The sequence below is a fragment of the Streptomyces racemochromogenes genome (assembly GCF_039535215.1).
In the GTDB taxonomy this organism is placed as follows: Bacteria; Actinomycetota; Actinomycetes; order Streptomycetales; family Streptomycetaceae; genus Streptomyces; species Streptomyces racemochromogenes.
Window position 1 is genome coordinate 2,736,879 of record NZ_BAAAWT010000001.1, and the last position, 25,627, is coordinate 2,762,505.

General features: G+C 72.3%; 26 protein-coding genes. 11 read left to right on the forward strand and 15 right to left on the reverse strand.

The features are described from left to right. Positions 1–140 precede the first annotated feature (140 nt). From guaB to ABD973_RS12410, 3 genes are all read right to left on the reverse strand, one after another. Positions 141–1,640, reverse strand: a complete 1,500-nt coding sequence (gene guaB, locus ABD973_RS12400; protein WP_125600846.1) for an IMP dehydrogenase — start codon at positions 1,638–1,640, stop codon at positions 141–143. A gap of 148 nt (positions 1,641–1,788) precedes the next feature. After that, positions 1,789–2,418: a sigma-70 family RNA polymerase sigma factor gene (locus ABD973_RS12405; protein WP_125600849.1), complete on the reverse strand. Its 630-nt coding sequence runs from the start codon at positions 2,416–2,418 to the stop codon at positions 1,789–1,791. Between the two features lie 351 nt (positions 2,419–2,769). Beyond that, a complete protein-coding gene (locus ABD973_RS12410; protein WP_003948568.1) occupies positions 2,770–3,381 on the reverse strand; it encodes a response regulator transcription factor in 612 nt (203 codons plus the stop codon). Between the two features lie 379 nt (positions 3,382–3,760). Here ABD973_RS12410 and ABD973_RS12415 point away from each other — a divergent pair, with 379 nt between their 5' ends. After that, entirely contained in the window at positions 3,761–4,087 is a 327-nt protein-coding gene (locus ABD973_RS12415) for a WhiB family transcriptional regulator (protein ID WP_030298281.1), read from the forward strand. A 12-nt stretch (positions 4,088–4,099) separates the two neighbouring features. Here the strand turns inward: ABD973_RS12415 and ABD973_RS12420 are convergent, their stop codons facing one another. Next, positions 4,100–4,996: a LysR family transcriptional regulator gene (locus tag ABD973_RS12420; protein ID WP_125600852.1), complete on the reverse strand. Its 897-nt coding sequence runs from the start codon at positions 4,994–4,996 to the stop codon at positions 4,100–4,102. A gap of 175 nt (positions 4,997–5,171) precedes the next feature. Between ABD973_RS12420 and ABD973_RS12425 the strand changes: the two genes are divergently transcribed. Together ABD973_RS12425 and ABD973_RS12430 are read left to right on the forward strand one after the other, a co-directional pair. Beyond that, complete coding sequence (locus tag ABD973_RS12425; protein WP_125600855.1) at positions 5,172–5,945, forward strand: SDR family NAD(P)-dependent oxidoreductase; 774 nt, start codon at positions 5,172–5,174, stop codon at positions 5,943–5,945. Positions 5,946–6,019: 74 nt separating this feature from the next. Continuing rightward, a complete protein-coding gene (locus ABD973_RS12430; protein WP_125822145.1) occupies positions 6,020–6,712 on the forward strand; it encodes an ester cyclase in 693 nt (230 codons plus the stop codon). A gap of 95 nt (positions 6,713–6,807) precedes the next feature. Here the strand turns inward: ABD973_RS12430 and groL are convergent, their stop codons facing one another. Further along, the gene (gene groL / locus ABD973_RS12435) at positions 6,808–8,436 is read right to left on the reverse strand and encodes a chaperonin GroEL (protein WP_345500124.1); all 1,629 of its coding nucleotides are present in this window, start codon (positions 8,434–8,436) and stop codon (positions 6,808–6,810) included. Between the two features lie 111 nt (positions 8,437–8,547). After that, positions 8,548–8,856, reverse strand: coding sequence for a co-chaperone GroES (gene groES / locus ABD973_RS12440; protein WP_007265952.1), 309 nt, complete (start codon positions 8,854–8,856; stop codon positions 8,548–8,550). Positions 8,857–9,154: 298 nt separating this feature from the next. Here groES and ABD973_RS12445 point away from each other — a divergent pair, with 298 nt between their 5' ends. The 4 genes from ABD973_RS12445 to ABD973_RS12460 all read left to right on the forward strand — a co-directional run bounded on the left by ABD973_RS12445 (position 9,155) and on the right by ABD973_RS12460 (position 13,992). Next, positions 9,155–9,835 (forward strand): response regulator transcription factor, encoded by a 681-nt coding sequence (locus ABD973_RS12445; RefSeq protein WP_125822144.1) that lies wholly within the window; start codon positions 9,155–9,157, stop codon positions 9,833–9,835. 82 nt (positions 9,836–9,917) lie between these two features. Then, positions 9,918–11,285, forward strand: coding sequence for a sensor histidine kinase (locus ABD973_RS12450; RefSeq protein WP_125822143.1), 1,368 nt, complete (start codon positions 9,918–9,920; stop codon positions 11,283–11,285). Between the two features lie 53 nt (positions 11,286–11,338). Then, complete coding sequence (locus ABD973_RS12455; protein WP_125822142.1) at positions 11,339–12,592, forward strand: LCP family protein; 1,254 nt, start codon at positions 11,339–11,341, stop codon at positions 12,590–12,592. Continuing rightward, on the forward strand, positions 12,580–13,992 hold the full coding sequence (locus tag ABD973_RS12460; RefSeq protein WP_241253346.1) for an FtsW/RodA/SpoVE family cell cycle protein: 1,413 nt from the start codon (positions 12,580–12,582) through the stop codon (positions 13,990–13,992). The genes ABD973_RS12455 and ABD973_RS12460 overlap by 13 nt, the downstream gene beginning before the upstream one ends. An 81-nt stretch (positions 13,993–14,073) precedes the next feature. On the opposite strand, the gene ABD973_RS12465 is transcribed toward ABD973_RS12460, so the two are convergent. Then, entirely contained in the window at positions 14,074–14,382 is a 309-nt protein-coding gene (locus tag ABD973_RS12465) for a putative quinol monooxygenase (protein ID WP_125822141.1), read from the reverse strand. 105 nt (positions 14,383–14,487) lie between these two features. On the opposite strand from ABD973_RS12465, the gene ABD973_RS12470 reads away from it, so the two are divergent. Then, positions 14,488–14,802, forward strand: coding sequence for an ArsR/SmtB family transcription factor (locus ABD973_RS12470; RefSeq protein ID WP_125822140.1), 315 nt, complete (start codon positions 14,488–14,490; stop codon positions 14,800–14,802). Between the two features lie 60 nt (positions 14,803–14,862). Here ABD973_RS12470 and ABD973_RS12475 read toward each other — a convergent pair whose 3' ends face one another. Then, entirely contained in the window at positions 14,863–15,921 is a 1,059-nt protein-coding gene (locus tag ABD973_RS12475) for an NAD(P)/FAD-dependent oxidoreductase (protein ID WP_345500125.1), read from the reverse strand. A 179-nt stretch (positions 15,922–16,100) separates the two neighbouring features. On the opposite strand from ABD973_RS12475, the gene ABD973_RS12480 reads away from it, so the two are divergent. Next, positions 16,101–16,997, forward strand: coding sequence for an RNA polymerase sigma-70 factor (locus ABD973_RS12480; RefSeq protein WP_345500126.1), 897 nt, complete (start codon positions 16,101–16,103; stop codon positions 16,995–16,997). 1,390 nt (positions 16,998–18,387) lie between these two features. Here ABD973_RS12480 and ABD973_RS12485 read toward each other — a convergent pair. Further along, entirely contained in the window at positions 18,388–19,257 is an 870-nt protein-coding gene (locus ABD973_RS12485; RefSeq protein ID WP_125603544.1) for a polysaccharide deacetylase family protein, read from the reverse strand. 14 nt (positions 19,258–19,271) lie between these two features. Then, positions 19,272–20,219, reverse strand: a complete 948-nt coding sequence (locus ABD973_RS12490) for a polysaccharide deacetylase family protein (protein WP_386381564.1) — start codon at positions 20,217–20,219, stop codon at positions 19,272–19,274. A 72-nt stretch (positions 20,220–20,291) separates the two neighbouring features. Between ABD973_RS12490 and ABD973_RS12495 the strand changes: the two genes are divergently transcribed. Continuing rightward, a complete protein-coding gene (locus ABD973_RS12495; protein ID WP_241253587.1) occupies positions 20,292–21,497 on the forward strand; it encodes a THUMP-like domain-containing protein in 1,206 nt (401 codons plus the stop codon). A gap of 57 nt (positions 21,498–21,554) precedes the next feature. Here ABD973_RS12495 and ABD973_RS12500 read toward each other — a convergent pair whose 3' ends face one another. The 5 genes from ABD973_RS12500 to tsaB form a co-directional block, all read right to left on the reverse strand. Then, a complete protein-coding gene (locus tag ABD973_RS12500) occupies positions 21,555–22,211 on the reverse strand; it encodes a hypothetical protein (RefSeq protein ID WP_241253345.1) in 657 nt (218 codons plus the stop codon). Positions 22,212–22,281: 70 nt separating this feature from the next. Next, positions 22,282–22,557, reverse strand: coding sequence for a hypothetical protein (locus ABD973_RS12505; RefSeq protein WP_185899691.1), 276 nt, complete (start codon positions 22,555–22,557; stop codon positions 22,282–22,284). Next, on the reverse strand, positions 22,554–23,696 hold the full coding sequence (gene tsaD / locus ABD973_RS12510; RefSeq protein ID WP_345500127.1) for a tRNA (adenosine(37)-N6)-threonylcarbamoyltransferase complex transferase subunit TsaD: 1,143 nt from the start codon (positions 23,694–23,696) through the stop codon (positions 22,554–22,556). Before tsaD ends, ABD973_RS12505 begins: the two co-directional genes overlap by 4 nt. Beyond that, entirely contained in the window at positions 23,689–24,210 is a 522-nt protein-coding gene (gene rimI / locus ABD973_RS12515) for a ribosomal protein S18-alanine N-acetyltransferase (RefSeq protein ID WP_125603562.1), read from the reverse strand. The genes tsaD and rimI overlap by 8 nt, the downstream gene beginning before the upstream one ends. Then, the gene (gene tsaB / locus ABD973_RS12520) at positions 24,207–24,869 is read right to left on the reverse strand and encodes a tRNA (adenosine(37)-N6)-threonylcarbamoyltransferase complex dimerization subunit type 1 TsaB (RefSeq protein WP_125603563.1); all 663 of its coding nucleotides are present in this window, start codon (positions 24,867–24,869) and stop codon (positions 24,207–24,209) included. The genes rimI and tsaB overlap by 4 nt, the downstream gene beginning before the upstream one ends. 136 nt (positions 24,870–25,005) lie before the next feature. Between tsaB and ABD973_RS12525 the strand changes: the two genes are divergently transcribed. Continuing rightward, positions 25,006–25,563 (forward strand): hypothetical protein, encoded by a 558-nt coding sequence (locus ABD973_RS12525; RefSeq protein WP_125822133.1) that lies wholly within the window; start codon positions 25,006–25,008, stop codon positions 25,561–25,563. The last annotated feature ends 64 nt before the right edge of the window (positions 25,564–25,627 follow it).

Genomic DNA, 25,627 nt, shown 5'->3' on the forward strand with positions numbered 1-25,627 from the left:
GCCTTTCCTCTGGGTCTGCCCGTCCAGTATCCCCGAACCCCGGGGACCCGCGTTCCGGTGACCGCTGTACGGACGGCCGATCCCCCGGAAACGGCGGGGGGCGGGCCCGGAAACCCGGACCCGCCCCTCGCCTCGGCCTGCTAGCCCTTACGGGAGTAGTTCGGCGCTTCCACCGTCATCTGGATGTCGTGCGGGTGGCTCTCCTTGAGGCCCGCCGAGGTGATCCGGACGAAGCGGCCCCGGTCCTGGAGCTCGGGGACGGTGCGGCCGCCGACGTAGAACATCGACTGGCGCAGGCCGCCGACCAGCTGGTGGACGACCGCGGAGAGCGGGCCGCGGTACGGCACCTGGCCCTCGATGCCCTCGGGGATGAGCTTGTCGTCGCCGCCCACGCCCTCCTGGAAGTAGCGGTCCTTGGAGAAGGACTTGCGGTCGCCGCGGGACTGCATCGCGCCGAGCGAGCCCATGCCGCGGTACGACTTGAACTGCTTGCCGTTGATGAAGAGCAGCTCGCCCGGGGACTCCTCGCAGCCCGCGAGCAGCGAGCCGAGCATCACGGTGTCGGCGCCCGCGACGAGGGCCTTGGCGATGTCGCCGGAGTACTGGAGGCCGCCGTCGCCGATGACGGGGACGCCCGCGGCCTTGGCGGCGAGGGCGGCCTCGTAGATCGCGGTGACCTGCGGGACGCCGATGCCGGCGACGACGCGGGTGGTGCAGATGGAGCCGGGGCCGACGCCGACCTTGATGCCGTCGCAGCCGGCGTCGACGAGCGCCTGGGCGCCGTCGCGGGTGGCGACGTTGCCGCCGATGACGTCGACGGACGAGTTCGACTTGATCTTGGCGACCATGTCGCCGACCAGGCGGGAGTGGCCGTGGGCGGTGTCGACGACGATGAAGTCGGCGCCCGCCTCGATCAGGGCCTGGGCGCGCTCGTACGCGTCGCCGGCGACGCCGACGGCGGCGCCGACCAGCAGGCGGCCGTCCTTGTCCTTGGCGGCGTTCGGGTACTTCTCGGCCTTGACGAAGTCCTTGACCGTGATGAGGCCCTTGAGGATGCCGGCCTCGTCGACCAGCGGAAGCTTCTCGATCTTGTGGCGGCGCAGCAGCTCCATGGCGTCCACGCCGGAGATGCCGACCTTGCCGGTGACCAGCGGCATCGGGGTCATGACCTCGCGCACCTGGCGGCTGCGGTCCGACTCGAAGGCCATGTCGCGGTTGGTGACGATGCCGAGCAGCTTGCCCGCCGGGTCGGTGACCGGGACGCCGGAGATGCGGAACTTGGCGCAGAGCTCGTCGGCCTCGCGCAGCGTCGCGTCCGGGTGCACCGTGATCGGGTCGGTGACCATGCCGGACTCGGAGCGCTTGACCAGGTCGACCTGGTTGGCCTGGTCGGCGATGGAGAGGTTGCGGTGCAGGACGCCGACGCCGCCCTGGCGGGCCATCGCGATGGCCATGCGGGACTCGGTGACCTTGTCCATGGCGGCGGACAGCAGCGGAACGTTCACCCGGACGTTGCGCGAGATGAGGGAAGAGGTGTCGATCGCGTCCGGAGACATGTCCGACGCGCCCGGCAGCAGCAGCACGTCGTCGTAGGTCAGTCCGAGCGTGGCGAATTTGTCGGGTACTCCGTCGGCGGTCATGACACCTTCCAAATGGTCTTGCTCAGCGCGGATGTCCATGCTAACGGGATCCCGGGGCGTCTCATTCCACGACCAAGGTCAACCGCGATTTTCGTCGTTTCCTACGACAGAAACCGCCGCGAAAGGGAACCTGCGCCTCCGGCGAAGGTCACTGCTCGGCGAGCGCCCGCAGCCTGCTGAGGGCGCGGTGCTGGGCGACGCGCACGGCTCCGGGGGACATGCCGAGCATCTGGCCGGTCTCCTCCGCGGTCAGCCCGACGGCCACCCGCAGGACGAGCAGCTCGCGCTGGTTCTCCGGCAGGTTCGCGAGGAGCTTCTTGGCCCAGGCCGCGTCGCTGCTGAGCAGCGCCCGCTCCTCGGGGCCGAGGGAGTCGTCCGGCCGCTCGGGCATCTCGTCGGAGGGCACGGCCGTACTCCCCGGGTGCCGCATGGCGGCCCGCTGGAGGTCGGCGACCTTGTGCGCGGCGATGGCGAAGACGAAGGCCTCGAAGGGCCTGCCGGTGTCCCGGTAGCGGGGCAGCGCCATCAGCACGGCGACGCAGACCTCCTGCGCGAGGTCCTCCACGAAGTGACGGGCGTCACCCGGGAGCCGCGACAGACGGGTGCGGCAGTAGCGCAGGGCGAGGGGGTGCACGAAGGCCAGGAGGTCGTGCGTGGCCTGCTCGTCCCCCTCGACGGCACGGCGTACGAGCGCGCCGACGGGCCCGGCGTTGCCGCCTCTGGCGGCGCCGGTGGGGCCTGTGGCCGCGGGTGACCCCAGGGCCTCGTCGTCGCGCATCAATCCATGGTGCCTTGGCGCGGGAGCGTTCGCGGCATCGCGGTCCGTGTTGTGCATCGAAGCGTTATGAGCGGGTGCGCCGGAACTCATCATCTGCGCCCTCCCCTCCGCTCGGCCCGAATCGTCGTCCCGCGGGACTCGATCTCTCCAAGAATGCGGCACACCATCAAGGATGCGGCATCGCGCCCGAAGCGACACGTCCCCCGGATTGTGCCCCGCCAATCCCCGGTGTGACACCGGGCGCGGCGGGACTTCCGCGGCTTTCCGCCCCGGCGGCGCCGGCGGACACCTGCCGCCCCGCCCGCCGTCGGCGGACGGGACCGCGGCCGCCGCCGGCCGACGGTGTCACGGTCAGCGGACGAGACCCCAGCGGAAGCCGAGTGCCACGGCGTGCGCCCGGTCCGAGGCACCGAGCTTCTTGAACAGCCTGCGGGCGTGCGTCTTGACCGTGTCCTCGGAGAGGAAGAGCTCGCGCCCGATCTCCGCGTTGGACCGGCCGTGGCTCATGCCCTCCAGCACCTGGATCTCGCGCGCGGTCAGGGTGGGGGCGGCCCCCATCTCGGCCGAGCGGAGCCGGCGCGGGGCCAGCCGCCAGGTGGGGTCGGCGAGCGCCTGGGTGACCGTGGCCCGCAGTTCGGCGCGCGAGGCGTCCTTGTGCAGGTAGCCGCGGGCGCCGGCGGCGACCGCGAGGGCCACCCCGTCCAGGTCCTCGGCGACCGTCAGCATGATGATGCGGGCGCCCGGGTCCGCGGACAGGAGCCGGCGGACCGTCTCGACGCCGCCGAGGCCGGGCATCCGTACATCCATCAGAATCAGGTCGGAGCGGTCGGCGCCCCAGCGGCGGAGGACTTCCTCGCCGTTGGCAGCCGTCGTCACACGCTCGACGCCGGGCACGGTGGCAACCGCGCGCCGGAGCGCCTCTCGGGCAAGCGGGGAGTCGTCGCAGACGAGGACGGATGTCATGACCGCCCTCCGCAGCTGCTGATGCGCGTCACCTTGAGCCTCCAGGCTGGTACGTATCGTCACCTGTGCGGTCGATGCCCTCGGACACCTGTCCGGGAACCTCTCGTTTCAACCGCACTCGCTCTCTCAACGATGGTCACTCGAAAGAGTTACGGGTCGGACGAACACCTTCGGCACTCTACGTGAGGAAGCGATCACCACGCCGGAGGCGCGAGCCAACTGTCCTCCATCTGGAGCTATGCCCTATTTGGCGGCTTTCCTTCCGTTTGCCATGTGTCTGAGGCTAGGGTCCCAATGAGTCATATTTACATCTACTACGACAGTAGGTGTGGAGACATGGACCGTATCCGCGTAGTACCCGGCACCAAGAGGACTACCAATGGCAGATTTCTCCCGCCTCCCCGGACCGAACGCCGACCTGTGGGACTGGCAGCTGCTGGCCGCCTGCCGCGGAGTCGACAGCTCCCTCTTCTTCCACCCGGAAGGCGAGCGGGGCGCGGCCAGGAGTGCGCGCGAGGCCTCGGCTAAAGAGGTCTGCATGCGCTGCCCGGTGCGTTCGGAATGCGCCGCGCACGCGCTCGCCGTCCGAGAGCCCTACGGGGTGTGGGGGGGCCTCACCGAGGACGAACGCGAGGAACTCATGGGCCGCGCACGGCACCGGCTGATCCCCGCCTCCAGCACGATCGGCCCCGTCCCGCCGCACTGACGCACGCGCAGGTCAACGGGCGGCGGCCCGCACCAGCTCACCCAGGGTCGCCGCCACCGCCGGCACGCGCGCCAGGTCGGGCAGCGTCAGCGCCACGACCTCCCGCTCCACCGCCGGCTCCACGGCCAGGGCGCTCACGCCCTTCGCCCGTACGGACTCCACCGCCAGCTCGGGCAGCACCGCCACGCCCAGCCCGGCGCCCACCAGGCCGACCACGGCCGGGTAGTCGTCGGTGGCGAAGTCGATGCGCGGGGTGAAGCCCGCACCCTCGCACACCTCCACCAGATGGCGGCGGCAGCGCGGACAGCCCGCGATCCAGGGCTCGTCGGCCAGCTCCGCCATGCCCACCCGCCCGGCCCCGGCCAGCCGGTGCCCCTCGGGCACCAGCCCGACGAGCCGGTCGGTCAGCAGCGGGGTCACCACCAGGTCGTCCCACTCGGCCACCGCCGAGGCCCCCGCGTAACGGAAGGCCAGCGCCACGTCGCAGTCGCCCTCGCGCAGCATCTCCACCGACCGCGGCGGCTCCGCCTCGACCAGGGAGATGCGCGTGCCCGGATGCTCCGCGCGCATCGCCGCGAGCGCGGTGGGCACCAGCGTGGAGCTGCCGCTGGGGAAGGAGACGAGCCGGACCCGGCCCGCGCGCAGCCCGGCGATGGCCGCGACCTCCTCCTCGGCGGCCGTCAGCCCGGCCAGGATCCCGGCGGCGTGCCGCACCAGGGCCTCGCCGGCCTGGGTCAGGCGCATCTCGCGGCCGGCGCGCACCAGCAACGGGGTCCCGGCCGACTGTTCCAGGGCCTTCATCTGCTGGGAGACGGCGGGCTGGGTGCAGCCGAGCTCGCGGGCGGCGGCGGAGAAGGAACCGGTCCCGGCGACGGCGCGCAGGATCCGGAGGTGGCGTGCCTCGATCACCCTCCGAGCATAAGACCGGCTTTGACCGCGGCGCCAATCCCCCAGCCGCCCCTTTGGGAGGAGGGCCCCGACGGACAGCCCGCGCGGGGCGTTCCACGGGCCCCGGAGATCACGGGATCGCACGCACGTGCGCGCGGAGGCCCGCCGGTCGGCCGCGGGCGGCTATTTTGCGCACATGACGACTGCGCTGATCACTGGATCCACGGCGGGCATCGGCGCCGCCTTCGCCCGGCGGCTGGCCTCCCAGGGCCACAACCTCGTACTGGTGGCCCGCGACACCAAGCGACTCGCCGAACAGGCGACCGAGCTGCACGACCGGCACGGCATCGAGGCCGAGGTGCTGGCCGCCGACCTCTCCACCGAGGAGGGCATCAAGGCCGTCGAGACCCGCCTCGGCGACCGTACGCACCCGGTGGACCTGCTCGTCAACAACGCGGGCTTCGGCAACAAGGGCCGCTACCTGGAAGTCTCCATGGCCGACGAGCTGACGATGCTGAAGGTGCACGTCGAGGCGGTGCTGCGGCTGACCTCGGCGGCGACGGAGTCGATGCGCTCGCGCGGCCGCGGCGGGGTGGTCAACGTGGCCTCGGTCGCCGCCTTCGTGCCGCGCGGCACGTACGGCGCCAGCAAGGCCTGGGTCGTGCAGTTCACCCAGGGCGCGGCGCGGGACCTCGCCGGCTCCGGCGTCCGCCTGATGGCCCTGTGCCCCGGCTTCGTGCGGACCGAGTTCCACGAGCGGGCCGGCATGGGCACGGACAACATCCCGGGCTGGCTGTGGCTCGACGCGGACAAGCTGGTGGCCGCCGCGCTCGCCGACCTGGCGCGCGGCAAGACCGTGTCGATCCCGGACCCGCGCTACAAGGCGCTGATGGGTGTGGTGAAGCTGACGCCGCGCGGGCTGCTCGGCGGTGTCTCCTCCCGTACGGGCCGCAAGTACGGGCCTCAGTAACCCGCCGGTAGACCGGGCTGAACGGGTGAATCCTCCCTAAACTGGACACGTCCCCTCCAGCACGGGAGCCCACCATGACATTCGTACAACTGGTTGACTACAGGACCCACCAGCCCGACGCGATGAACGACCTGCTGGACAAGTACGTCGCCCAGAGCCAGGGCAAGCGCACGGTCACCCACAGCGTGGTGGGCAAGGACCGCGACCAGACGGACCACTACGTGAACTTCGTCGAGTTCCCTTCGTACGAGGAGGCCATGAAGAACTCCAACCTCCCCGAGACGGACCGGATGTTCCACGAGATGACGGCCCTGTGCGACGGCATGCCGACCTTCACCAACCTCGACACGGTCCGCGACGAGCACCTCAACACCATGATGGCGAACCGGATGTTCGACGACATCGCGGTGAAGGGCGACATGGCCGCCATCGAGGAGGTCTTCGCCCCGGACTACCACGACCACGACATCTCCAACCCCGAGGACAAGCACGGCTACTCCGCGATCAGGGACGACGTCGAGATGTGGCGCGCCGCCTTCGACTTCTCCTTCACCATTGACGCCCAGACGGCGCAGGACGACTACGTCACCACGCTGTGGACCTGGACCGGCACGCACAAGGGCGAGTTCATGGGCGTCGCCCCCACCGGCAAGACCTGCACGATGACCGGCACCACGGTCTTCCGGTGCCAGGACGGCAAGATCAAGGAAGGCTGGTGGCACTACGACGCCATGGGCCTGATGCGGCAGCTCGGCATGATGGAGTGACGCCCGCGGTCCGCCCCGGAGAACGGGAAGGCCCCCGTCCCACCGTGTGAACGGCGGGACGGGGGCCTTCCCGTGAAGCGCGCGGACGCGTCGCGTCAGTGGCTGTGGCCGTGACCGTGGCCGTGACCGGCCTCGGCCTCCTCCTCCGCCGGCTTCTCGACGACCAGGGTCTCGGTCGTGAGCAGCAGGGAGGCGATGGAGGCGGCGTTCTCCAGGGCGGAGCGGGTGACCTTGACCGGGTCGATGACGCCGGCCTTGACCAGGTCGCCGTACTCGCCGGTGGCGGCGTTGAAGCCCTGGCCCTTGTCGAGCTCGGAGACCTTCGAGGTGATGACGTAGCCCTCGAGGCCCGCGTTCTCGGCGATCCAGCGCAGCGGCTCGACGGCGGCGCGGCGGACGACGGAGACGCCGGTGCCCTCGTCGCCGGTCAGGCCGAGGTTGCCCTCCAGGACCTTGACGGCGTGGACGAGCGCGGAGCCACCGCCGGAGACGATGCCCTCCTCGACCGCGGCGCGGGTCGCGGAGATGGCGTCCTCGAGACGGTGCTTCTTCTCCTTGAGCTCCACCTCGGTGGCGGCGCCGACCTTGATGACGCAGACGCCGCCGGCGAGCTTCGCCAGGCGCTCCTGCAGCTTCTCGCGGTCCCAGTCGGAGTCCGTGGCCTCGATCTCGGCCTTGATCTGGTTGACGCGGCCCGCGACGTCAGCGGCGTTGCCGCCACCGTCGACGATGGTCGTGTCGTCCTTGGAGATGGTCACGCGGCGCGCGGAACCGAGGACGTCCAGACCGGCCTGGTCGAGCTTGAGGCCGACCTCCTCGGCGATGACGGTGGCACCGGTGAGGGTGGCCATGTCCTGGAGCATCGCCTTGCGGCGGTCGCCGAAGCCCGGGGCCTTGACGGCCACCGCGTTGAAGGTGCCGCGGATCTTGTTGACGACGAGGGTGGAGAGGGCCTCGCCCTCGACGTCCTCGGCGATGATCAGCAGCGGCTTGGAGCCACCCGCCTGGATGACCTTCTCCAGCAGCGGCAGGAGGTCCTGGATGGAGGAGATCTTGCCCTGGTTGATCAGGATGTACGGGTCGTCGAGGACGGCCTCCATACGCTCCTGGTCGGTGACCATGTAGGGGGACAGGTAGCCCTTGTCGAAGGCCATGCCCTCGGTGAACTCGAGCTCCAGGCCGAAGGCGTTGGACTCCTCGACGGTGATGACACCGTCCTTGCCGACCTTGTCCATCGCCTCAGCGATGAGCTCGCCGACCTGGGCGTCCTGCGCGGAGAGCGCGGCCACGGCGGCGATGTCCGACTTGTCCTCGATCGGGCGGGCGGTCGCGAGGAGGTCCTCGGACACGGCCTTGACCGCGGCGTCGATGCCCTTCTTCAGGGCGGCCGGGGAGGCGCCGGCGGCGACGTTGCGCAGGCCCTCGCGGACGAGCGCCTGGGCCAGCACGGTGGCGGTGGCGGTGCCGTCACCCGCGATGTCGTTGGTCTTGGTCGCCACCTCCTTCACCAGCTGCGCGCCGAGGTTCTCGTACGGGTCGTCCAGCTCGACCTCGCGGGCGATGGTGACACCGTCGTTGGTGATGGTGGGGGCGCCGAACTTCTTGTCGATGACGACGTTGCGGCCCTTGGGGCCGATCGTCACCTTCACCGTGTCGGCAAGCTTGTTGACGCCGCGCTCGAGGGCGCGACGGGCGTCCTCGTCGAACTTCAGGATCTTCGCCATGGGAGCGGTTCAGCCCTCTCGAAAACTCGGGTTTAACGAACCGCGCCCCTCGCCGCCCGGCAATCAGCGGGGTGACCAGGGGCGCAGCTCAAGCAAACTTCTTGAAGCGAATTACTTCTCGACGATCGCGAGCACGTCGCGGGCCGAGAGGACGAGGTACTCCTCGCCGCTGTACTTCACTTCGGTGCCGCCGTACTTGCTGTACAGCACGATGTCGCCGACGTTGACGTCCAGCGGGAGACGCTGGCCGTCCTCGAAGCGGCCCGGGCCGACCGCGAGGACGACGCCCTCCTGGGGCTTCTCCTTCGCGGTGTCCGGGATGACCAGGCCGGAGGCCGTGGTCTGCTCGGCGTCGAGCGGCTGGACCACGATGCGGTCCTCAAGCGGCTTGATGGCAACCTTGGAGCTGGCGGTCGTCACGATCCGACCTCCCCCTTCGGAGATCCGGGGTTAACTGTCTGAGGTGGCGACCAGGTCGATCCGTCGTCGCGGGTGCCGGACCAGCCTGTCGCTGTGTTGGCACTCACCGGGGGCGAGTGCCAGGTGTGACACTATTCCGGCGATTAGCACTCGGTCAAGCGGAGTGCCAACACGGTCCGCTGGTTCCACGTATTCCGGCCGCCGAACACCCCGTTCGGCTGAACCCCGACCCCTCGGGAACCGGACCGGGGCGCCCCGGGGCCCGAGGAGCCGCTGCCCGGTATGTGAGGCTTGGGGCGTGCGCATCCTCGTGGTCGAAGACGAAGAGAACCTGGCCGAATCCCTCCGCCAGGGCCTGTCCGCCGAAGGCCACCGCGTCGAGGTCGCCCACGACGGCCACCGCGGCCTCGAACTGGCCCTCACCGGCGGACCGTACGACGCCGTCCTGCTCGACCTGATGCTCCCCGGCCCCGGCGGCGCCGAGATCTGCGCCCGGATGCGGGCGCACGGCGATCCCACGCCCGTCCTGATGCTGACCGCCAGGGACGGCGAGCACGACGAGGCCGAGGGGCTCGACGCCGGCGCCGACGACTACCTCACCAAGCCCTTCTCCTTCCTGGTGCTGGCCGCCCGGCTGCGCGCCCTCGCCCGCCGCGCCGCCGCCCCCGAACCCGCCGAGCTCCGGGCCGGGGACCTCTGCCTCGACCCGCTCGACCGCCGCTGCCGCCGCGGGAGCCACGACATCGAACTCACCGCCCGCGAAGTCGGCGTCCTCGCCTGCCTGATGCGGCGCCCCGGCCGGGCCGTCGCCAAGCAGGACGTCCTCGACGAGGTCTGGGACGCCCCGCACGGCATCGACCCGAACATCGTCGAGGTCTACGTCTCCTCCCTGCGCAAGAAGATCGACGCCCCCTTCGGCCGCCGCTCGATCCTCACCGTCCACGGCACCGGCTACCGCATGGCTCCCGACGGTGGGTGAGGGCGCGGGGCCGGGGGCGGGGCCGGAGGGCAGGAGACCGCGCGGCCGCCTCGTGGGCGACCTGCGTCCGCGGATCCGCCTCGTGGGCAACCTGCGCGCGCGGACCGCCCTCGCCGCCGCCCTCGCGATGGCCGCGGTCCTCACCACCGGCGGGCTCTGGCTCCACAGCCTCATGCGCAGCAACCTCCTCGACAACACCACCGGCCGCACCGAGCTCGCCGCGCGCAAGGTCGCCGCCCAGCTCGACACCCGGACCCTCCCGCCCGGCGGCCGGCTGCCCGCGCCCGACGGCGGGGTCGACCTGGTCCTCGTACGCGACGCCCACGGCCGCGACGTCGCCAGCACCGCCGCCGGAGCGCCCAAGGACCCCCCGCGCCTCGACGCACTGCGCCCCGGCCCCGGCCAGGACTCCCGCTCGGCCGTACTGCCGCCCGCCCGCCCCGGCGCGCAGCGGCGCGTGGTCGTCGCGGTCGAGGCCCCCGGCCCGCCCGGCGCGCACGATCCGCACACCGTGTACGCGGTGACCGTGCTCGGCGACGTCGACGACGCCACCCGCGCCATCGCCACCGGCCTCCTCGCCGGCGCTCCCCCGCTGACCGCCTTCGCGGCGGCCCTGGCCTGGTGGGCCACCGGCCGCGCGCTGCGCCCCGTCACCGCCATCCGCACCTCGCTCGCCGCCGTCACCGCGAGCGAGCTCGACCGGCGCGTCCCCGACCCCGGCGGCGGCGACGAGATCGCCCAGCTGGCCCGGACCGTCAACGACACCCTCGACCGGCTGGAGCGCTCCGACGCCCGCCAGCGCCAGTTCACCGCCGACGCCTCGCACGAGCTGCGCAACCCGCTCGCCGCAGTCCGCTCGCGGCTGGAGGTGGCCCTGGCCATGGAGCGGCCCGACCGGGCGTCGGTGGCCGCCGCGCTGGCCGACACCGGGCGGCTCCAGCGGATCGCCGCCGACCTGCTGCTCCTGGCCCGCCTGGACGGCGGGCCCGCGCCCCGCCCCGAGCCGGTGGACCTCGCGCTGCTGGCCGCCGAGGACGCGGCGCGGCGGCCCGCGCCCCGGGTGCCGCTGCGGCTGGAGGCGCCCGCGCCGGTGCCGGCGTACGGGGACCCGGCGCGGCTGGAGCGGGCCCTGGCCAACCTGGTGGACAACGCCCTGCGGTACGCGGACGCCGGGGTCGTGGTGCGGGCCGCCGCGCGGGACGGGCGGGCGGTGCTGGAAGTGGCCGACGACGGTCCGGGGATCCCGGAGGCGGACCGCGACCGCGTCTTCGAGCGGTTCGTACGCCTCGACGCGGACCGCGGCCGGGCCGGCGGCGGCACCGGCCTGGGCCTGGCCATCGCCCGGGAGATCGCGCGGGCCCACGGGGGCGAGGTACGCGCGCTCGGCGCGCCGGGCGGCCGGGGCGCGCGGCTGGAACTGTGGGTTCCGTCGGGGCGGGGCGAGCGCTGAGGGGGCCGCCTCCTCAGGATTCCTTCAGCGCCCCTGCGCCAGGATCGAGCGGCATGAGCGCTGCACGGACACGGACCAAGACCGGCCACCGCAGGCCCTCACGGCGCCGGAGGCTCGCGCGCACGCTGCTGATCACGGGCTGCGTGCTGACGGTGACGGCGGGCGGCGGCGCCTGGTACCTCTACCGCGACCTCGCCTCCGGCATCGCCGGCTCGAAGGCCCTGGACGGCGCCGAGAGGTCGGCGCACGGTGATGTGAACATCCTGCTCATGGGCCTGGACAGCCGGCGCGACCGAAACGGCGACCCGCTGCCCGCCGAGATCCTCGACGCGCTGCACGCGGGAAGCTCGGACATCGGCGGCTACAACGCGAACACCCTCATCCTGCTGCACGTCCCGGGCGACGGCGGCGAGGCGAAGGCCTTCTCGATACCGCGCGACGACTTCGTGGAGATCGCCGGGCAGGGGGCGGGGCAGGGGCAGGGCCGCAAGGACAAGATCAAGAAGGCGTACGGCCTGGCGAAGGCCGCCAGGGAGGAACAGCTCTCCCGGGCCGGCGTGCGGGACCGGCGCCGCCTGGAGCGGGAGGGGCGCGAGGCGGGTCGCCGGGCGCAGATCGAGACGGTGCGCGACTTCCTGGGCGTCCCGGTCGACCACTTCGCCGAGCTCAGCCTGGCCGGCTTCCACCACCTCGCGGACGCGCTGGGCGGCGTACCGGTGTGCCTGAAGAAGCCGGTGAAGGACCCGTACTCGGGCGCCGACTTCCCGGCGGGCCGGCAGACCCTGAACGGCCGGCAGTCCCTGGCCTTCGTACGGCAGCGGCACGGGCTGGCGATGGGCGACCTGGACCGGACGAAGCGGCAGCAGGCCTTCCTCGCGGGGGCGACGCAGAAACTGAACTCGGCCGGGACCTTCACGGACCCGGTGAAGCTCCTCAAGCTGATCGACACGGCGAAGGAGGACGTCGTGACGGACGAGGGATGGGACCTGCTGTCGTTCGTGAAGCAGGCGAAGAACCTGTCCGGGGGCAGAGTGCGGTTCACGACACTCCCCGTAGAGGGCTTCGGAAGGAACCATGGGGAGGACATCAACGTCGTAGATGATATGAAGATAAAGCGCCTCATTGCCGAGCAGATCGGTCCCCGGTCGACCACTGCGACGACCCCGAGCGCGCCGGCCGTCGCGCCGCCCTCTTCTCCCTCTCCTTCTTCCCCCGCGTCACCCGCGTCACCCCCGTCATCCGCTCCCCCGCCGCCCCGGCCGGAGAAGGGTGAGATCGACGGCGGCGGCATCCCGTGCGTGGACTGAGGCCCCTGACGATGGCGGGCGCCCGCCGTCGCACCGAAGCGCTGCTGCTGCTCCTGGTCATCGGCATCGCCGTCTTCGGCCACGTCAGCGCCGGGCTGGCCATGAACGGCGAGCTGCCGCAGCACCTCACCAGCTTCGTCATCAGCATGACGCTGCTGTCCCTGGTGGGTCACCTGGGCATCCGCCGGTTCGCTGCGTACGCGGACCCGTTGATCTTCCCGCTCGCGATGCTGCTCACCGGGCTGGGGCTGGTGCTCATCCACCGGCTCGACCAGGGCTACATCGAGCGGTGGAACTCCACGGCCAACGCGCCCGACCAGCTGATGTGGACGGTGGTCGGGGTCGCCGCCTGCATCCTGGTCGTGGCGCTGCTGCGCGACCACCGGCTGCTCCAGCGCTTCATCTACATCACGATGGCCGTCGCGCTGGTGCTGCTGATCGCGCCGGCGTTCTTCGGCGCGGACACGTACGGCGCCAAGCGCTGGATCATCCTGTTCGGCTTCTCGCTCCAGCCCGGCGAGTTCGTGAAGATCATGATCGCGATCTTCTTCGCGGGCTACCTGGTCATCCACCGCGATTCGCTGGCCCTGACGGGGCGCAGGTTCCTGGGCATGCGGCTGCCGCCGATGCGGCAGCTCGGGCCGATCATCACGGTGTGGATCATCTCGCTGCTCGTCCTCGTCTTCGAGCGCGACCTCGGCACGTCCCTGATCTTCTTCGGCGTCTTCGTGGTGATGCTGTACGTGGCCACCGAGCGCACCAGCTGGATCGTCTGCGGCCTGCTGATGGCCGCCGTGGGCGCGTTCGTGGTCGGCTCGACGGAACCCCACGTCAAGGCCCGCGTCGCCGCCTGGCTGAACCCCCTGGCCATCTACTCCCCGAACCCCCCGCAGGGCCTCAACTCCGAGCAGTCCGCGCAGGCGCTGTTCAGCTTCGGCACCGGCGGCGTCTCGGGCACCGGTCTCGGGATGGGACACCCCGAGCTGATCAAGTTCGCGGGGCGCAGCGACTTCATCCTGACGACGGTGGGCGAGGAGCTCGGCCTGGCCGGGGTGATGGCCGTACTGATCATCTACGCCCTGCTCGTACAGCGGGGCCTGCGCATGGCGCTGGCCGCGCGGGACCCGTTCGGCAAGCTGCTGGCGGTGGGCCTGGCGGCGGCGCTGGCGCTCCAGGTCTTCGTGGTCGCCGGCGGCGTGACGGGCCTGATCCCCCTGACCGGCAAGGCCCTCCCCTTCCTGGCGAAGGGCGGCTCGTCACTGCTGGCCAACTGGATCATGATCGCCCTGCTGCTGCGCATCAGCGACAGCGCGGAACGCCAGCGCGAAGCCGACGCCATGGGCCCGGCGGAAACGACGATCACCCCGGTGGTGGCGGGGGCGGGGGCGGGGCTGCGGTAGCCCCTCGCCCCGCCCCCGGGAGCCGCCGGGCGCGACAGACCCTGGCGGCCCAGTGGCCTCGCGGCCTGGTGGCCTGGTGGCCTAGTGGCCGTAAGGGCTTCGCATGTTCACGAAGCGGAGCTCCACGTCCGTGGTCAGGTAGTCCATCCGACGCTCCCAGAAGTCCCGCAGGTGCGGGAGCGCCAGATGGGCGTCCAGGTCGGCCTGGCTGCGCCACACCTCGTAGAACACGAAGACACCGGGCTCCTCGCCGTCCTCGTGGAAGTGGTACTCCAGGCAGCCCGGCTCCTGCCGGGTGGGCTCGACGAAGGAGAGCAGGAGCTCCATGAGCTCCTGGGCCCGTTCCGGCTTGGAGCGGGCTATGCCGACGAGTGAGACGAGCTGGTCCATCAGGGTTCTCCCCCACAGGTAGGTACGACTGAGTTCGTACCTGTGGGACGCTAGCAGTCGCCAGAGGTAAGATCCAATCCTTACCTGAGGGGGGAGATCGCCACCATGCCCGACGACGAGGGTCACCCGACCGTCGAGGAGATCGAGCTCGGCAGAGTGCTTTCCGCGCTCGCCGATCCTCTGCGCCGCCGTGTGGTGCGCGAGCTGGCCCTTGCCCCGGAAGGCACCGCGCGCACCTGCGCCTCCTTCTCGCTGCCGGTCTCCAAAGCGACGGTCACCCACCACTTCCGCACCCTGCGGGAAGCCGGCCTGATCCACCAGGTCGACCGGGGCAACAGCCGGATGGCGGGCCTGCGTCGAGCCGACATCGAGGCACGCTTCCCCGGACTCCTGGCCATCCTGGAGGCCGAGACCGCGTAGCGGCCCGAACCGGCGGAGGGTGTGGGGCGCGGTGCGCCGGGCCCGTACGCGCCGGGGCGTTCAGCCCCCGACGCCCGTGCGGGCGCCGTACCTGCCTCCCCGGGCGGCCAGTTCCTTGAGCACCACGGCGGTGCGCCCGGTGAGGCAGGCGCGGCGCAGGGTGTCATCGCGGTGGGTGAACTGGGCCACCGCGCCCTTGCGCCCGAGCGTGACGGCCCGGGCCACGTAACGGAGTGCGTACGGTTCGGGCTCGCGGCCGCCGATCAGGCGGACCAGGGTGTCGGCGGCGTGGGCGGCCTGCGGCGTGGCGAGGGCGCAGGCGAAGCGGGCACCGGGCACCGCCGCGCAGTCGCCCACGACGAAGATCCGTCCGTCGTCGACGCTGCGCAGGCACTCGTCCACGAGCGCCCGGCCGCGCGCGTCGACCGTCAGACCGCTGCGCGCGGCCAGGTCGGGTACGTCGGACACGATCGCCCACAGGGTCAGGTCGGAGACCGCCTCCACCCCGGAACCCAGGCGCACCGTGCCGTCGACGACGCCCGTGACGGTGTCGTCCACCACCTCGACCCCCAGACGCTCCAGTCCGGCGCGCGCCTTGGTCCGCGCCCGGTCGGAGAAGCCGTCGGCGACCGACGGGCCGACGATGCGCACGCGCAGGCCGGGCCGGGCCTCGGCGATCTCGGCCGCCGTCTCGATCCCGGTCGCGCCGCCGCCGACCACGGTGACCGTGCTGCCCGCGGGCAGGGCGTCGAGCTGCGCCCGGGCCCGTTCGGCGCCCTCCCAGGTCCCGACCGGGACCGTTCCCTCCATGGCCCGGACCGTGCTGCCGACCGCCAGGAACGCGTGGTCGAAGTCGAGGGTCTCCCCGCCCGCGAGGGTGACGCGGCCGTCGCCCACCTCCTCCACGGTGGCGACGCGGACGGTGATCCCGGGGCGCAGCATCGAGGTGAGGGGCGTCGCCACGGCAGCGGTCCCGGCGACCTGCTGGTGGAGCCGTACGCGTTCCACGAACTCGGCGCGCGGGTTGACCACCGTGATCTCGGCGCCCCTGACCTTCTTGGCGATCCGGTTCGCCGCGAGCATCCCCGCGTAGCCGGCGCCCACCACCACGACCTTCATGTCGTCCTCCTCGTCAACGCGACTGGTCGGACATGAGATGCCGGCCGGACGGCGCCCGTGACAGGTGGACCGCTGTGACGCGCGTCACGGACCGCGGGGCCGTCCGGCCTGTCACAAAGCACCGGGGTCCGGCGTCGTATGGGCGACCGGTCACGTACGGAGGCAGAGGAGACCCGCACATGAGCGAGGACGACCGTCCCGACCCCGCCACCGAGGCGTTCGTCAGGCACCGCAAACTGCTGTTCACGGCCGCCTACGAGATGCTCGGCTCGGCCGCGGACGCGGAGGACGTCCTCCAGGAGACCTGGCTGCGCTGGTCGGGCGTCGACCTCGAAACGGTGCGGGAGCCGCGCGCGTACCTGGTCCGGATCGCCACCCGGCAGGCCCTCGGCCGGCTGCGCGCACTGAGCCGCCGCAAGGAGACGTACGTCGGCCCCTGGCTTCCGGAGCCGCTGCTGACCGCGCCGGACGTGGCCGAGGACGTCGAGCTGGCCGACAGCGTCTCGATGGCGATGATGCTGGTGCTGGAGACGCTGGCGCCGACCGAGCGTGCGGTGTTCGTCCTGCGCGAGGTGTTCGACCTGGGGTACGAGGAGATCGCGGAGGCCGTCGAGAAGAGCCCGGCGGCGGTCCGCCAGATCGCGCACCGGGCCCGCTCGCACGTCGCCGCGCGCCGGCCGCGCGGGGTCGTCTCCGCGACCGAGACCCGGGCCGCCCTCGACGCCTTCCGGCGGGCCCTGGAGACGGGCGACCTCCAGGGCCTGCTCGACCTCCTCGCCCCGGACGTCGTGGCCCTGGGCGACGGCGGCGGCATCAAGCGGGCCATGCCCCGACCCGTGATCGGCGCGGACAAGGTGGCCCGTGCCCTGGCGGCCGGCGTCGCCGTCTTCGGCCGGCTGGTGACCACGGAGCCGACCCGCGTGAACGGCCACCCGGCACTCCTCATCCGGATGGACGGCGAGGTCGACATGGTCGTGGCGCTGCGCATCGACGACGGCCTCATCACCGGCCTCTACACCGTCCGCAACCCCCAGAAACTGACCCGCATGGAGCACGAAACGGCGCTGGGGCGCTGACCCTGGGGGGGGCGGGGCGCGGCCCCGCTATCTCCCCCTCGACCCCGTGGGGTCGGGCGGTGTTTGCCCACCCGCCTCCCCGGGTGCGGGCGGTGGTTCGGGGGCGGTAGCCCCCTGGACCGGACCAGAGAAGTCTGGGGGTTTCCCGTCAGTCCCATCGTCCTTCCGTGTCGTGCCGGCCTGTCAAGGGCGCTCCTTCGTCGCGTCGCTACGCGATGGCCTTCGGCCACCCTTGACAGGCCGACCCGCCCCGGAAAGCCGAAAGACTGCCGGGAAACCCCCAAAGAAACGGCACGGACGATCCTTGGAGGGGCGGGTCCCTCAGGGACCAGGCGAGGGGCCGGGCGCCGGCCCGCCCGACATCCGCCCCCCACGTCCGTGATCCCGGGCCAGGAGCGCGACCACCCGCACGAGAAGACGACCAGAGCAGCCCAGGGAGCCGACAGGCGCGACAGATTGCTACGCGCTCCCCGTTTCTCAGCGTCCGACGACCGCCTGTGGCTGATACCCGCGCCAGAGGACGACCAGGTCAGCCCAGGCAGTGGACGGGCGCGAGAGATCGCCACGCGCTCCTCCCGGCTTGGCGTCCGGCGGCCGTCTGGGGCTGGGATGGGCCGCGAGAGGGGCGGACGAAGCCCTTTGGAGGTCGAATCCGCCCTCTCTCAGGGCCTTTGGCGGCTTGCCGGAGTCTGCGGATGTCTTTTTCACCCGCAGACTCCGACAGAGAGCCATCCGACCCCACAACAGGCCCCCATACGGGGTCAAAAGGGGCGCGCGAGTCTTCTGTATGGCCGACGACCGGCTCAAGACGGCGGCCGGCCGCCGAGATCAGAGAAGCGCGTAGCGAACTGACGCGCCTGGGTGCCCCCTGAGCGGCTCTGATCGGCTTCTCGTGCGGGTATCAGCCCAAGGCGGTCGCCGGACGCTGAGACGGGAGGAGCGCGTAGCGATCTGTCGCGTCTGGGGCTTCCCAGGTCGCCCGGATCGAGCTTTGGTGCAGGTAGTCGCACCCCTGGCCCGGGATCTGGACTCTTGAGGGGCCGGATGTCGGGCGGGCCGGCGCCCGGTCCCTCGCCTCATCCCTGAGAGACCCGTCCGCCCTCCTCTGGACCGTGCCGTTTCTTTGGGGGTTTCCCGGCAGTCTTTCGGCTTTCCGGGGCGGGTCGGTCTGTCAAGGGTGGCCGAAGGCCATCGCGTAGCGACGCGACGAAGGAGCGCCCTTGAGGGACCGGCCCGAACCGGAAGGACGATGGGACTGACGGGAAGCCCCCAACCCGCTCTGATCCGGCCCCAGGGGCTACCGCCCGTCCGGCCCACCGGCCCGCTGACGGGGAGGCGGGTGGGCAAACACCGCCCGACCCCCACCCCTCGAGGGGGAGATAGCGGGCCCCTACAGGTAGTCCTCCAGGCGGGCGATCTTGTAGCCCTGGTCCTGTATGCGCTGGAGCATGCGGGTCGTCATCTGGGTTTCCGTCGAGCCCTTGAGCTCCGACGGGCCGCGGAAGTGGGCCAGGATGATGTCGCCCGGCTTGAGGGCGGAGCCCTCCGCGTACTGGAAGTCGTTTATCTGCATCGACGCCCGCCACAGGACCACCGTCTGGACGCCGCATTCGGCGGCGGCCTTGAGGGTGTCGTCGTTGTAGTTCCCGAACGGCGGGCGGAAGAGCGGCGGCCGCTTGCCGAAGCGCTTCTCCAGGTGGTCCTGCTGCCCGCATATCTCCTTCTTCTGCGCCGCGAAGGGCAGGGTGCGGAGGTTCGGGTGGGTCAGGGTGTGGTTGTTGACCGTGCTGCCGGAGCCGTTGTCGCGGAGCTTCTCGAAGTGGCCGTAGTCCGAGGAGGCCACGTTGTCCGTCAGGAACATGCTGATCGGCAGCTTCAGGTCGGCCGCCATCTTCAGGAACTCGGGGTCCTTCTCCGCACCGTCGTCGAAGGTCAGGAAGACGACCTTCTCCGTCGGCGCGACGGGTATTCGGTCCAGCACGGCCGCCTTGCCCGGGGCGGCCTTGGGGAGTTGGGGCTTCTGCGCCGGCTTGGGGGCGTACTGGAGGGGGGCCTTGAGGCCCCACTTCCGGTACGCCTCGTCCCCCGCCGCACCGGCCTGCGCGGAGCTCGCCGCGGGGGCCGGCGCGGACGGGGAGGCCGAAGGGGACGCGCTGTCCGGCGCGGTCTTGCGGCCCAGCCGTTCGATGGGATCCACGCTGTTCCCGCATCCCGTCAGGGACAGCGCGAGCGCGCCGGCCGTCAGCGTCCCGGCCACCAGCCGGCGCGCGTACCTCACAAGTAGTCCTCCAGGCGGGCCACGGCGTACCCCTTGTCCGTGACGGTCTTCATGACATGACGGATCATGTCAGGCATCGTGCCCTTCCAGTCCTCCCGGCCCCGGAAGTGCGTGAGGATGATGTCACCGGGGTGGAGGTCGCGGTCCCATTCGCGGTAGTCCATCCGGTTCACGAACGCCTCGGCGTTCCACAGCGGAACCGCCTTGATGCCGCAGGACTTGGCGGCCTTCAGCGTGTCCTGGTTGTAGTTGCCGTAGGGCGGCCGGAAGAGCGTGGGCCGCTTGCCGAACTGCTTCTGGATGGTGTCCTGCTGGCCGCAGATCTCCTCGCGCTGCTGCTCGTAGGAGAGGCCGGGCATGTAGCGGTGGTTGAGGGTGTGGTTGTTCAGGGTGACGCCCGCGGCCTGCATCTCCTTGAAGTAGGGGTAGTTGTCGCGCACGAGGTAGTCGCTGAGGAACGCCGTGTAGGGGATCTTCAACTCGCTCATCATCCTGATGAACTCGGGGTCCTTCTCGGCCCCGTCGTCCACCGTCAGGAAGACGACCTTGTCCTCGGTCGGGATGGTGGTGAAGACCGGGGGCAGTTCCTCCTGGTCCTCGACCTCGAAGCCCTCGCGCGTGGTGATCTCGGGCTTCGTCTTCGGCGCGGCGGGGGCCGACAGCGGCGTCTTGGCCAGCCGCCACTTCTTCGCGGCCGCGATCCGGGCCTGCTGGGCGGCCTTGCGCTTCTCCGCGGAGTTGGCGAGCGCGCCGGCCGCGCCGCCCGCCTCCGACCCCTGGCCGGGCTTGCCCTTGGCCGGCTTCTCGGCCTCCGTGGTCCCGCACCCCGTACCCAGGGCGGCGACCAGCAGTGCGGCCAGGGCCACCCCGTACCGGCCGCGCGGGTGGCGCGCGGGCCGGTGACCAAACTGCGAACTATTTCCCTTTTGTCGTACAAGCTGCATAGCAGCGGATGTTTTCACCATACGACTCCGCGTCCCGGGCGACACCACGGCCGGACGCCCGCCTTCCACCGGCTGGCCCACAATGAACCGGTGACCCCCGAAGACTTCGCCGCGCTCCTCACCCCCGAGGGCCGCGCCCTCCTCGACTCCCTCCGCGACTACGACCCCGCACAGGAGCTGGCCGTGGCCACCCGGCTGCGCCGCGAGCACCCCGCCGGGCTGGTGTCGGCCGCGCTGGGGCAGGCCCGGCTGAGGCAGCGGGCGGTGGCCAAGTTCGGGGCCGAGGACGCCTTCCGGATGTACTTCACGCCCGGCGGCGGGGAGATGGCCACCCGCGCGTCGGTCGCCGCGTACCGGGCGGAACGGCTCCACGGGCTGGGCGTGCGGAGCGTCGCGGACCTGTGCTGCGGGATCGGCGGGGACGCGCTGGCGCTCGCGCGGCGCGGGATCCGGGTGCTGGCGGTGGACCTCGACCCGCTGACGGTGGCCGTCGCGCGGGCCAACGCCGAGGCGCTCGGGCTCGCGGACCTGATCGAGGTCCGGGAGGCGGACGTGACGGCGGTCGACGTGTCCGCGTACGACGCCGTCTTCCTCGACCCCGCCCGGCGCGGCGGCCGGGGGCGGATCTTCGACCCCGAGTCGTACTCGCCGCCGCTGTCGTGGGCGGTGGGGGCGGCACGGGCGGCGAAGTTCGCCGCCATCAAGATCGCGCCCGGTATCCCGCACGAGGCGGTGCCGGCGGAGGCCGAGGCCGAGTGGATCTCCGACCACGGGGACGTGAAGGAGGCCGTGCTGTGGTTCGGCACCGCCCCCGGCACGGTACGGGCCACCCTGCTGCCGGGACCGGCCGCGCTGGAGACCGCCGAACCGCTGCCGGACCCGGAGGCGGGGCCGGTGGGGCGCTGGCTGTACGAGCCCGACGGGGCGGTGATCCGGGCGCACCTCGTCGCGGAGGTCGCGGCGCGGCTGGACGGGCGGCTCATCGACCCGACCATCGCGTACGTCACGGCCGACGAGCTGCGGGAGACGCCGTACGCGACGGCGTACGAGATCACGGACGTGCTGCCGTTCGGGCTGAAGAAGCTGAAGGCGCTGCTGCGGGAGCGGGGGGTCGGGATCCTGACGGTGAAGAAGCGGGGGTCCGCGATCGAGCCGGAGGAGCTGCGCAGGAAGGTCAAGCCGCAGGGGCCGAACTCGGCGACGGTGTTCCTGACGCGGGTGGCGGGGGCGCCGTCGATGCTGATCGGTCACCCTGCCGATGCCCCTGGCCGGGGGTGACGGGGGGCCGTGCCGCGCCCGGGCTACCTGGGGGCTCCGCCCCCAGACCCCCGCGCCTCAAACGCCGGCGAGGCTGGATGTGGCCGTCACGGGCCGCGCGGGGTTGGGTGGGGCGGGGGTGTGGGTCCAGCGGTGGTAGGCCGTGGCTTTGGCCAGGCCCAGGAGGGCGGTGATCCACAGGATCATGCCGAAGCCGGTGAAGTAGGCGACCTCCCCGTACGTGTCCGTGCCCGGCCTGGCTCCGGAGGCCGAAGCGAACGCCAGCCAGAGGCCGAAGCCGCCCAGGGCCAGGGAGGCCGTCAGCCACACCGCGCTGCGCGCCGGGGCGCGCAGGCGGGCGTCGGCCTCGGGGTCGTGGCCCGCCAGGACCCAGGCACACAGCAGCCGGCGTACCCGCCGCTCCTGCCGGGCGCCCCGCGCGAGGCAGAGCCCGGCGTACAGCAGGACCGCCACCGCCGCCGCGGAGCACGCGACACCGCCGAGCCCGCCGCCCGCGGCGAAGGCCGTCACGGCCAGGCCGGCCAGGGTCCAGCCCAGCGCGAAGGCCCCCGCGACGCACCAGAGCGACAGCAGCCGCCCCAGGCCCAGGCTGCGCCGGCTCAGGTCCGCGAGGAAGCGCGCGCGGTCGGCCCGTACGGCGCCCTCGTCCAGCCACTCGCGCAGGTGCGCGGGCGGCGGCGGGGGCGGTAGCTCACGCGCGGGAAGTCTCGGCATGGGCATGACCCTAACGGCGGCCGTTCGAGCTTCGCCGCAGCCCTCCTCGACCACCGCCCCGACCAGGGGCTCAGCCGGCGCCCGTGGCCTCCACGGACTCGAACCGCCAGCGGTGCACCGCCCGGGTGATCAGGTCCGCGGCCGGCTCGGGCAGCTCGGGCAGGTCCGCCGCCAGGCCCTCGGGGGCCTCCCACCAGGTGATCACGAGCACCCGTTCCTGCGCGGCCCGCAGCACCTCCCGGCGCACCGGCTCCCGGGCCAGTACCTGCGCCCGGGCCCACTCCAGGAGTTCGTTGCCCCGGCCGTCGACGGCCCGGGCCTCCCACATCAGCGCGACGGTGCTCACGAGTAGAGGTTGTCCTTGCTGAGTTCGTGCACGTGGTCGTGGGAGTGGCTGTGGCCATCGCCGTGGCCATGGCCGTCGCCGCCGTCGCCGTGCGACGTGCCCGGGACGTGCGGGTCCGTCACCGGCAGCGAGGAGTCCGCCGACAGGTCCCAGTCGGAGGCCGGCCGGTTGCGCTTGACCATCTCCGCGCCCAGCGCCGCCACCATCGCGCCGTTGTCGGTGCACAGCTTCGGCCGCGGCACCCGCAGGATGATCCCCGCGTCGTCGCAGCGCTCCTGCGCGAGCGAGCGCAGCCGCGAGTTGGCCGCCACGCCGCCGCCGATCATCAGGTGGTCGACGCCCTCGTCCTTGCAGGCGCGGATCGCCTTGCGCGTCAGCACGTCCACCACGGCCTCCTGGAAGGACGCCGCCACGTCGCGCACCGGCACCTCCTCGCCCGCGTTGCGCTTGGCCTCGATCCAGCGGGCGACCGCCGTCTTCAGGCCGGAGAAGGAGAAGTCGTACGCCGGGTCGCGCGGGCCCGTCAGGCCGCGCGGGAAGCTGATGGCCTTCGGGTCGCCCTCCTTCGCCAGCCGGTCGATGACGGGACCGCCGGGGAAGCCGAGCTGCAGCACGCGCGCGATCTTGTCGAAGGCCTCGCCCGCCGCGTCGTCGATGGTCGCGCCCAGCGGCCGTACGTCGCTGGTGATGTCCGGGGCGAGGAGCAGCGAGGAGTGCCCGCCGGAGACCAGCAGCGCCATGGTGGGCTCGGGCAGCGGCCCGTGCTCCAGCTGGTCGACGCAGATGTGGGAGGCGAGGTGGTTGACCCCGTACAGCGGCTTGCCGAGCGCGTACGCGTACGCCTTCGCCGCCGAGACGCCCACCAGCAGCGCCCCCGCGAGGCCGGGGCCGGCCGTGACGGCGATGCCGTCGAGGTCGCGGGCGCTGACCCCGGCTTCCTTCAGGGCGCGCTCGATGGTGGGGACCATCGCCTCCAGGTGGGCGCGGGAGGCCACTTCGGGCACGACCCCGCCGAAGCGGGCGTGCTCGTCGACGCTCGACGCGACCGCGTCGGCCAGCAGGGTGGTGCCGCGGACGACGCCGACGCCGGTCTCGTCGCAGGAGGTCTCGATGCCGAGGACGAGCGGTTCGTCAGCCATTGCTCTCACTGCTCTCAGGGTTTTCGTTTCGGGTCTGTGCCGGGTCGGTCAGGCGCATCACGAGCGCGTCGACGTTGCCGGGCTGGTAGTAGCCGCGCCGGAAGCCGATCGGCTCGAAGCCGAACCGCTCGTAGAGCCGCTGGGCGCGGGTGTTGTCCACCCGTACCTCCAGCAGCACCTCGGCGCACTCGAAGGCGGTGGCGGCGCGCAGCAGGTCGGTGAGGAGCCGGGCGCCGAGGCCCGTGCCCCACTGGTCCTTGGCGGCCGCGATGGTCTGTACGTCGCCCAGGTCGCCGGCGGCGGCCAGTCCGGCGTAGCCGACGACGCGGCCGGTGCCCGGCTCTTCGGCGACGACGTAGTGGCGGGTGGCCTGCGGGCCGCGCGCGTGGGCGAGCTCGGACCAGAACATCCCGGCCGACCAGGCGTCGTCGGGGAACAGCTCGTGTTCCAGCTCCAGCACCGGCTCGATGTCCCACCAGCGCATCTCGCGGAGCACCGCGGTCGGGGCCGTCACTGCGGGGTGACCACCTTGTAGTTCTTGGGCACCTGCGCGTCGGGGCGGCGCAGGTAGAGCGGCGTCGGGGGCAGGAACGCCTCCCCCGCCGCGAGGCGTTCGGCGGCGAGGGCGGCGAGGGAGGCGGCCGACTGGTGGACGGGCCCGCGGGCGTCGGGGAAGACGTCCGGGTAGAGGGTGGCGCCCTGCCCGACGGCGGGGAGGCCGGCGACCTGCTCGGCGATGTCGGCCGGGCGGTCGACGGCGGGCTCGCCGACGCGGGTGCGCGGGTCTTCGTAGCGCGCCCAGTAGACCTCCTTGCGCCGCGCGTCGGTGGCGACGGTGAAGGGGCCCTCGATCCCGGCGGCGCCGGCCGCGTGGGCGAGGCCGTCGAGGGTGCACAGGCCGTGCACGGGGACGCCGAGGACGGCGGCGAAGGTGGAGGCGGTGACGAGGCCGACGCGGAGCCCGGTGTAGGGGCCGGGGCCGACGCCGACGACGATGCCGGTGACGGCTTCGAGCTTGACCCCGGCCTCGGCGAGGACCTGGTCGACGGAGGGCAGCAGGAGCTCCCCGTGGCGGCGGGCGTCGACCTGGTTCGACTCGGCGAGGACGGATTCCCCGTCGTGCAGGGCGACGGTGACGGCGGGCGTGGCGGTATCTACGGCGAGCAAGAGCACGCGAACAGCCTACGACTCCCCGGCCCCCGGGCCTTGCGGCCGGTCGGTGCGGGGGCCCGGCTGCTACCTTTCGACCGGGTACACACGCGGGTCGCCCGACAGTTCGACGGCCCGAGGCGCGGAGAGGTGGAGCAAGGTGGCACGCAGCAGCTCGGGAATCGTGGCCGGGCTCACCGCGGCGGCGCTCGCCGCGATCGGCTTCCTGGGCTACCAGGCTTCCGCGACCGCGCCGGCGCATCCCGCGAAGCCCGCCGGGCAGGCCCCGGCCGGGGCGCAGAACCAGCCCCCGGCCAAGCAGGAGCCGGCGAAGCCGACGGCGCTGCCGGCCGAGTCGGGTACGGGCACGCGGGTGGTGTACTCGGTGTCGCAGAAGCGGGTGTGGCTGGTCCCGGAGGACGGCAAGGAGCCGAAGACGTTCGCGGTGATGCCGAGCACGGTGCACCCGGTGCCCGGCAGCTACATGGTCGTCTCGCGTTCGGCGACGGTCACCGGCACGGACGGGGTGCCGATCGAGCACGTCGTGCGGTTCACCACCACCGACGGGATCGCGATCGGCTTCAGCGCCCGCGTGGACGGCACGATGCCGGAGCCGGACGCGGCGAAGAAGACGGGCGGGATCCGCATGGCGCGCGCGGACGGCGACGCGATGTGGGCGTTCGCGACGCGCGACACGAAGGTCGTCGTCGTCGCCTGACGGCCGGCCCCCTCCCCGGCGTCCCCGCGCGGGGACACGCGGCGCGGTTCACCCGAACGTGGGT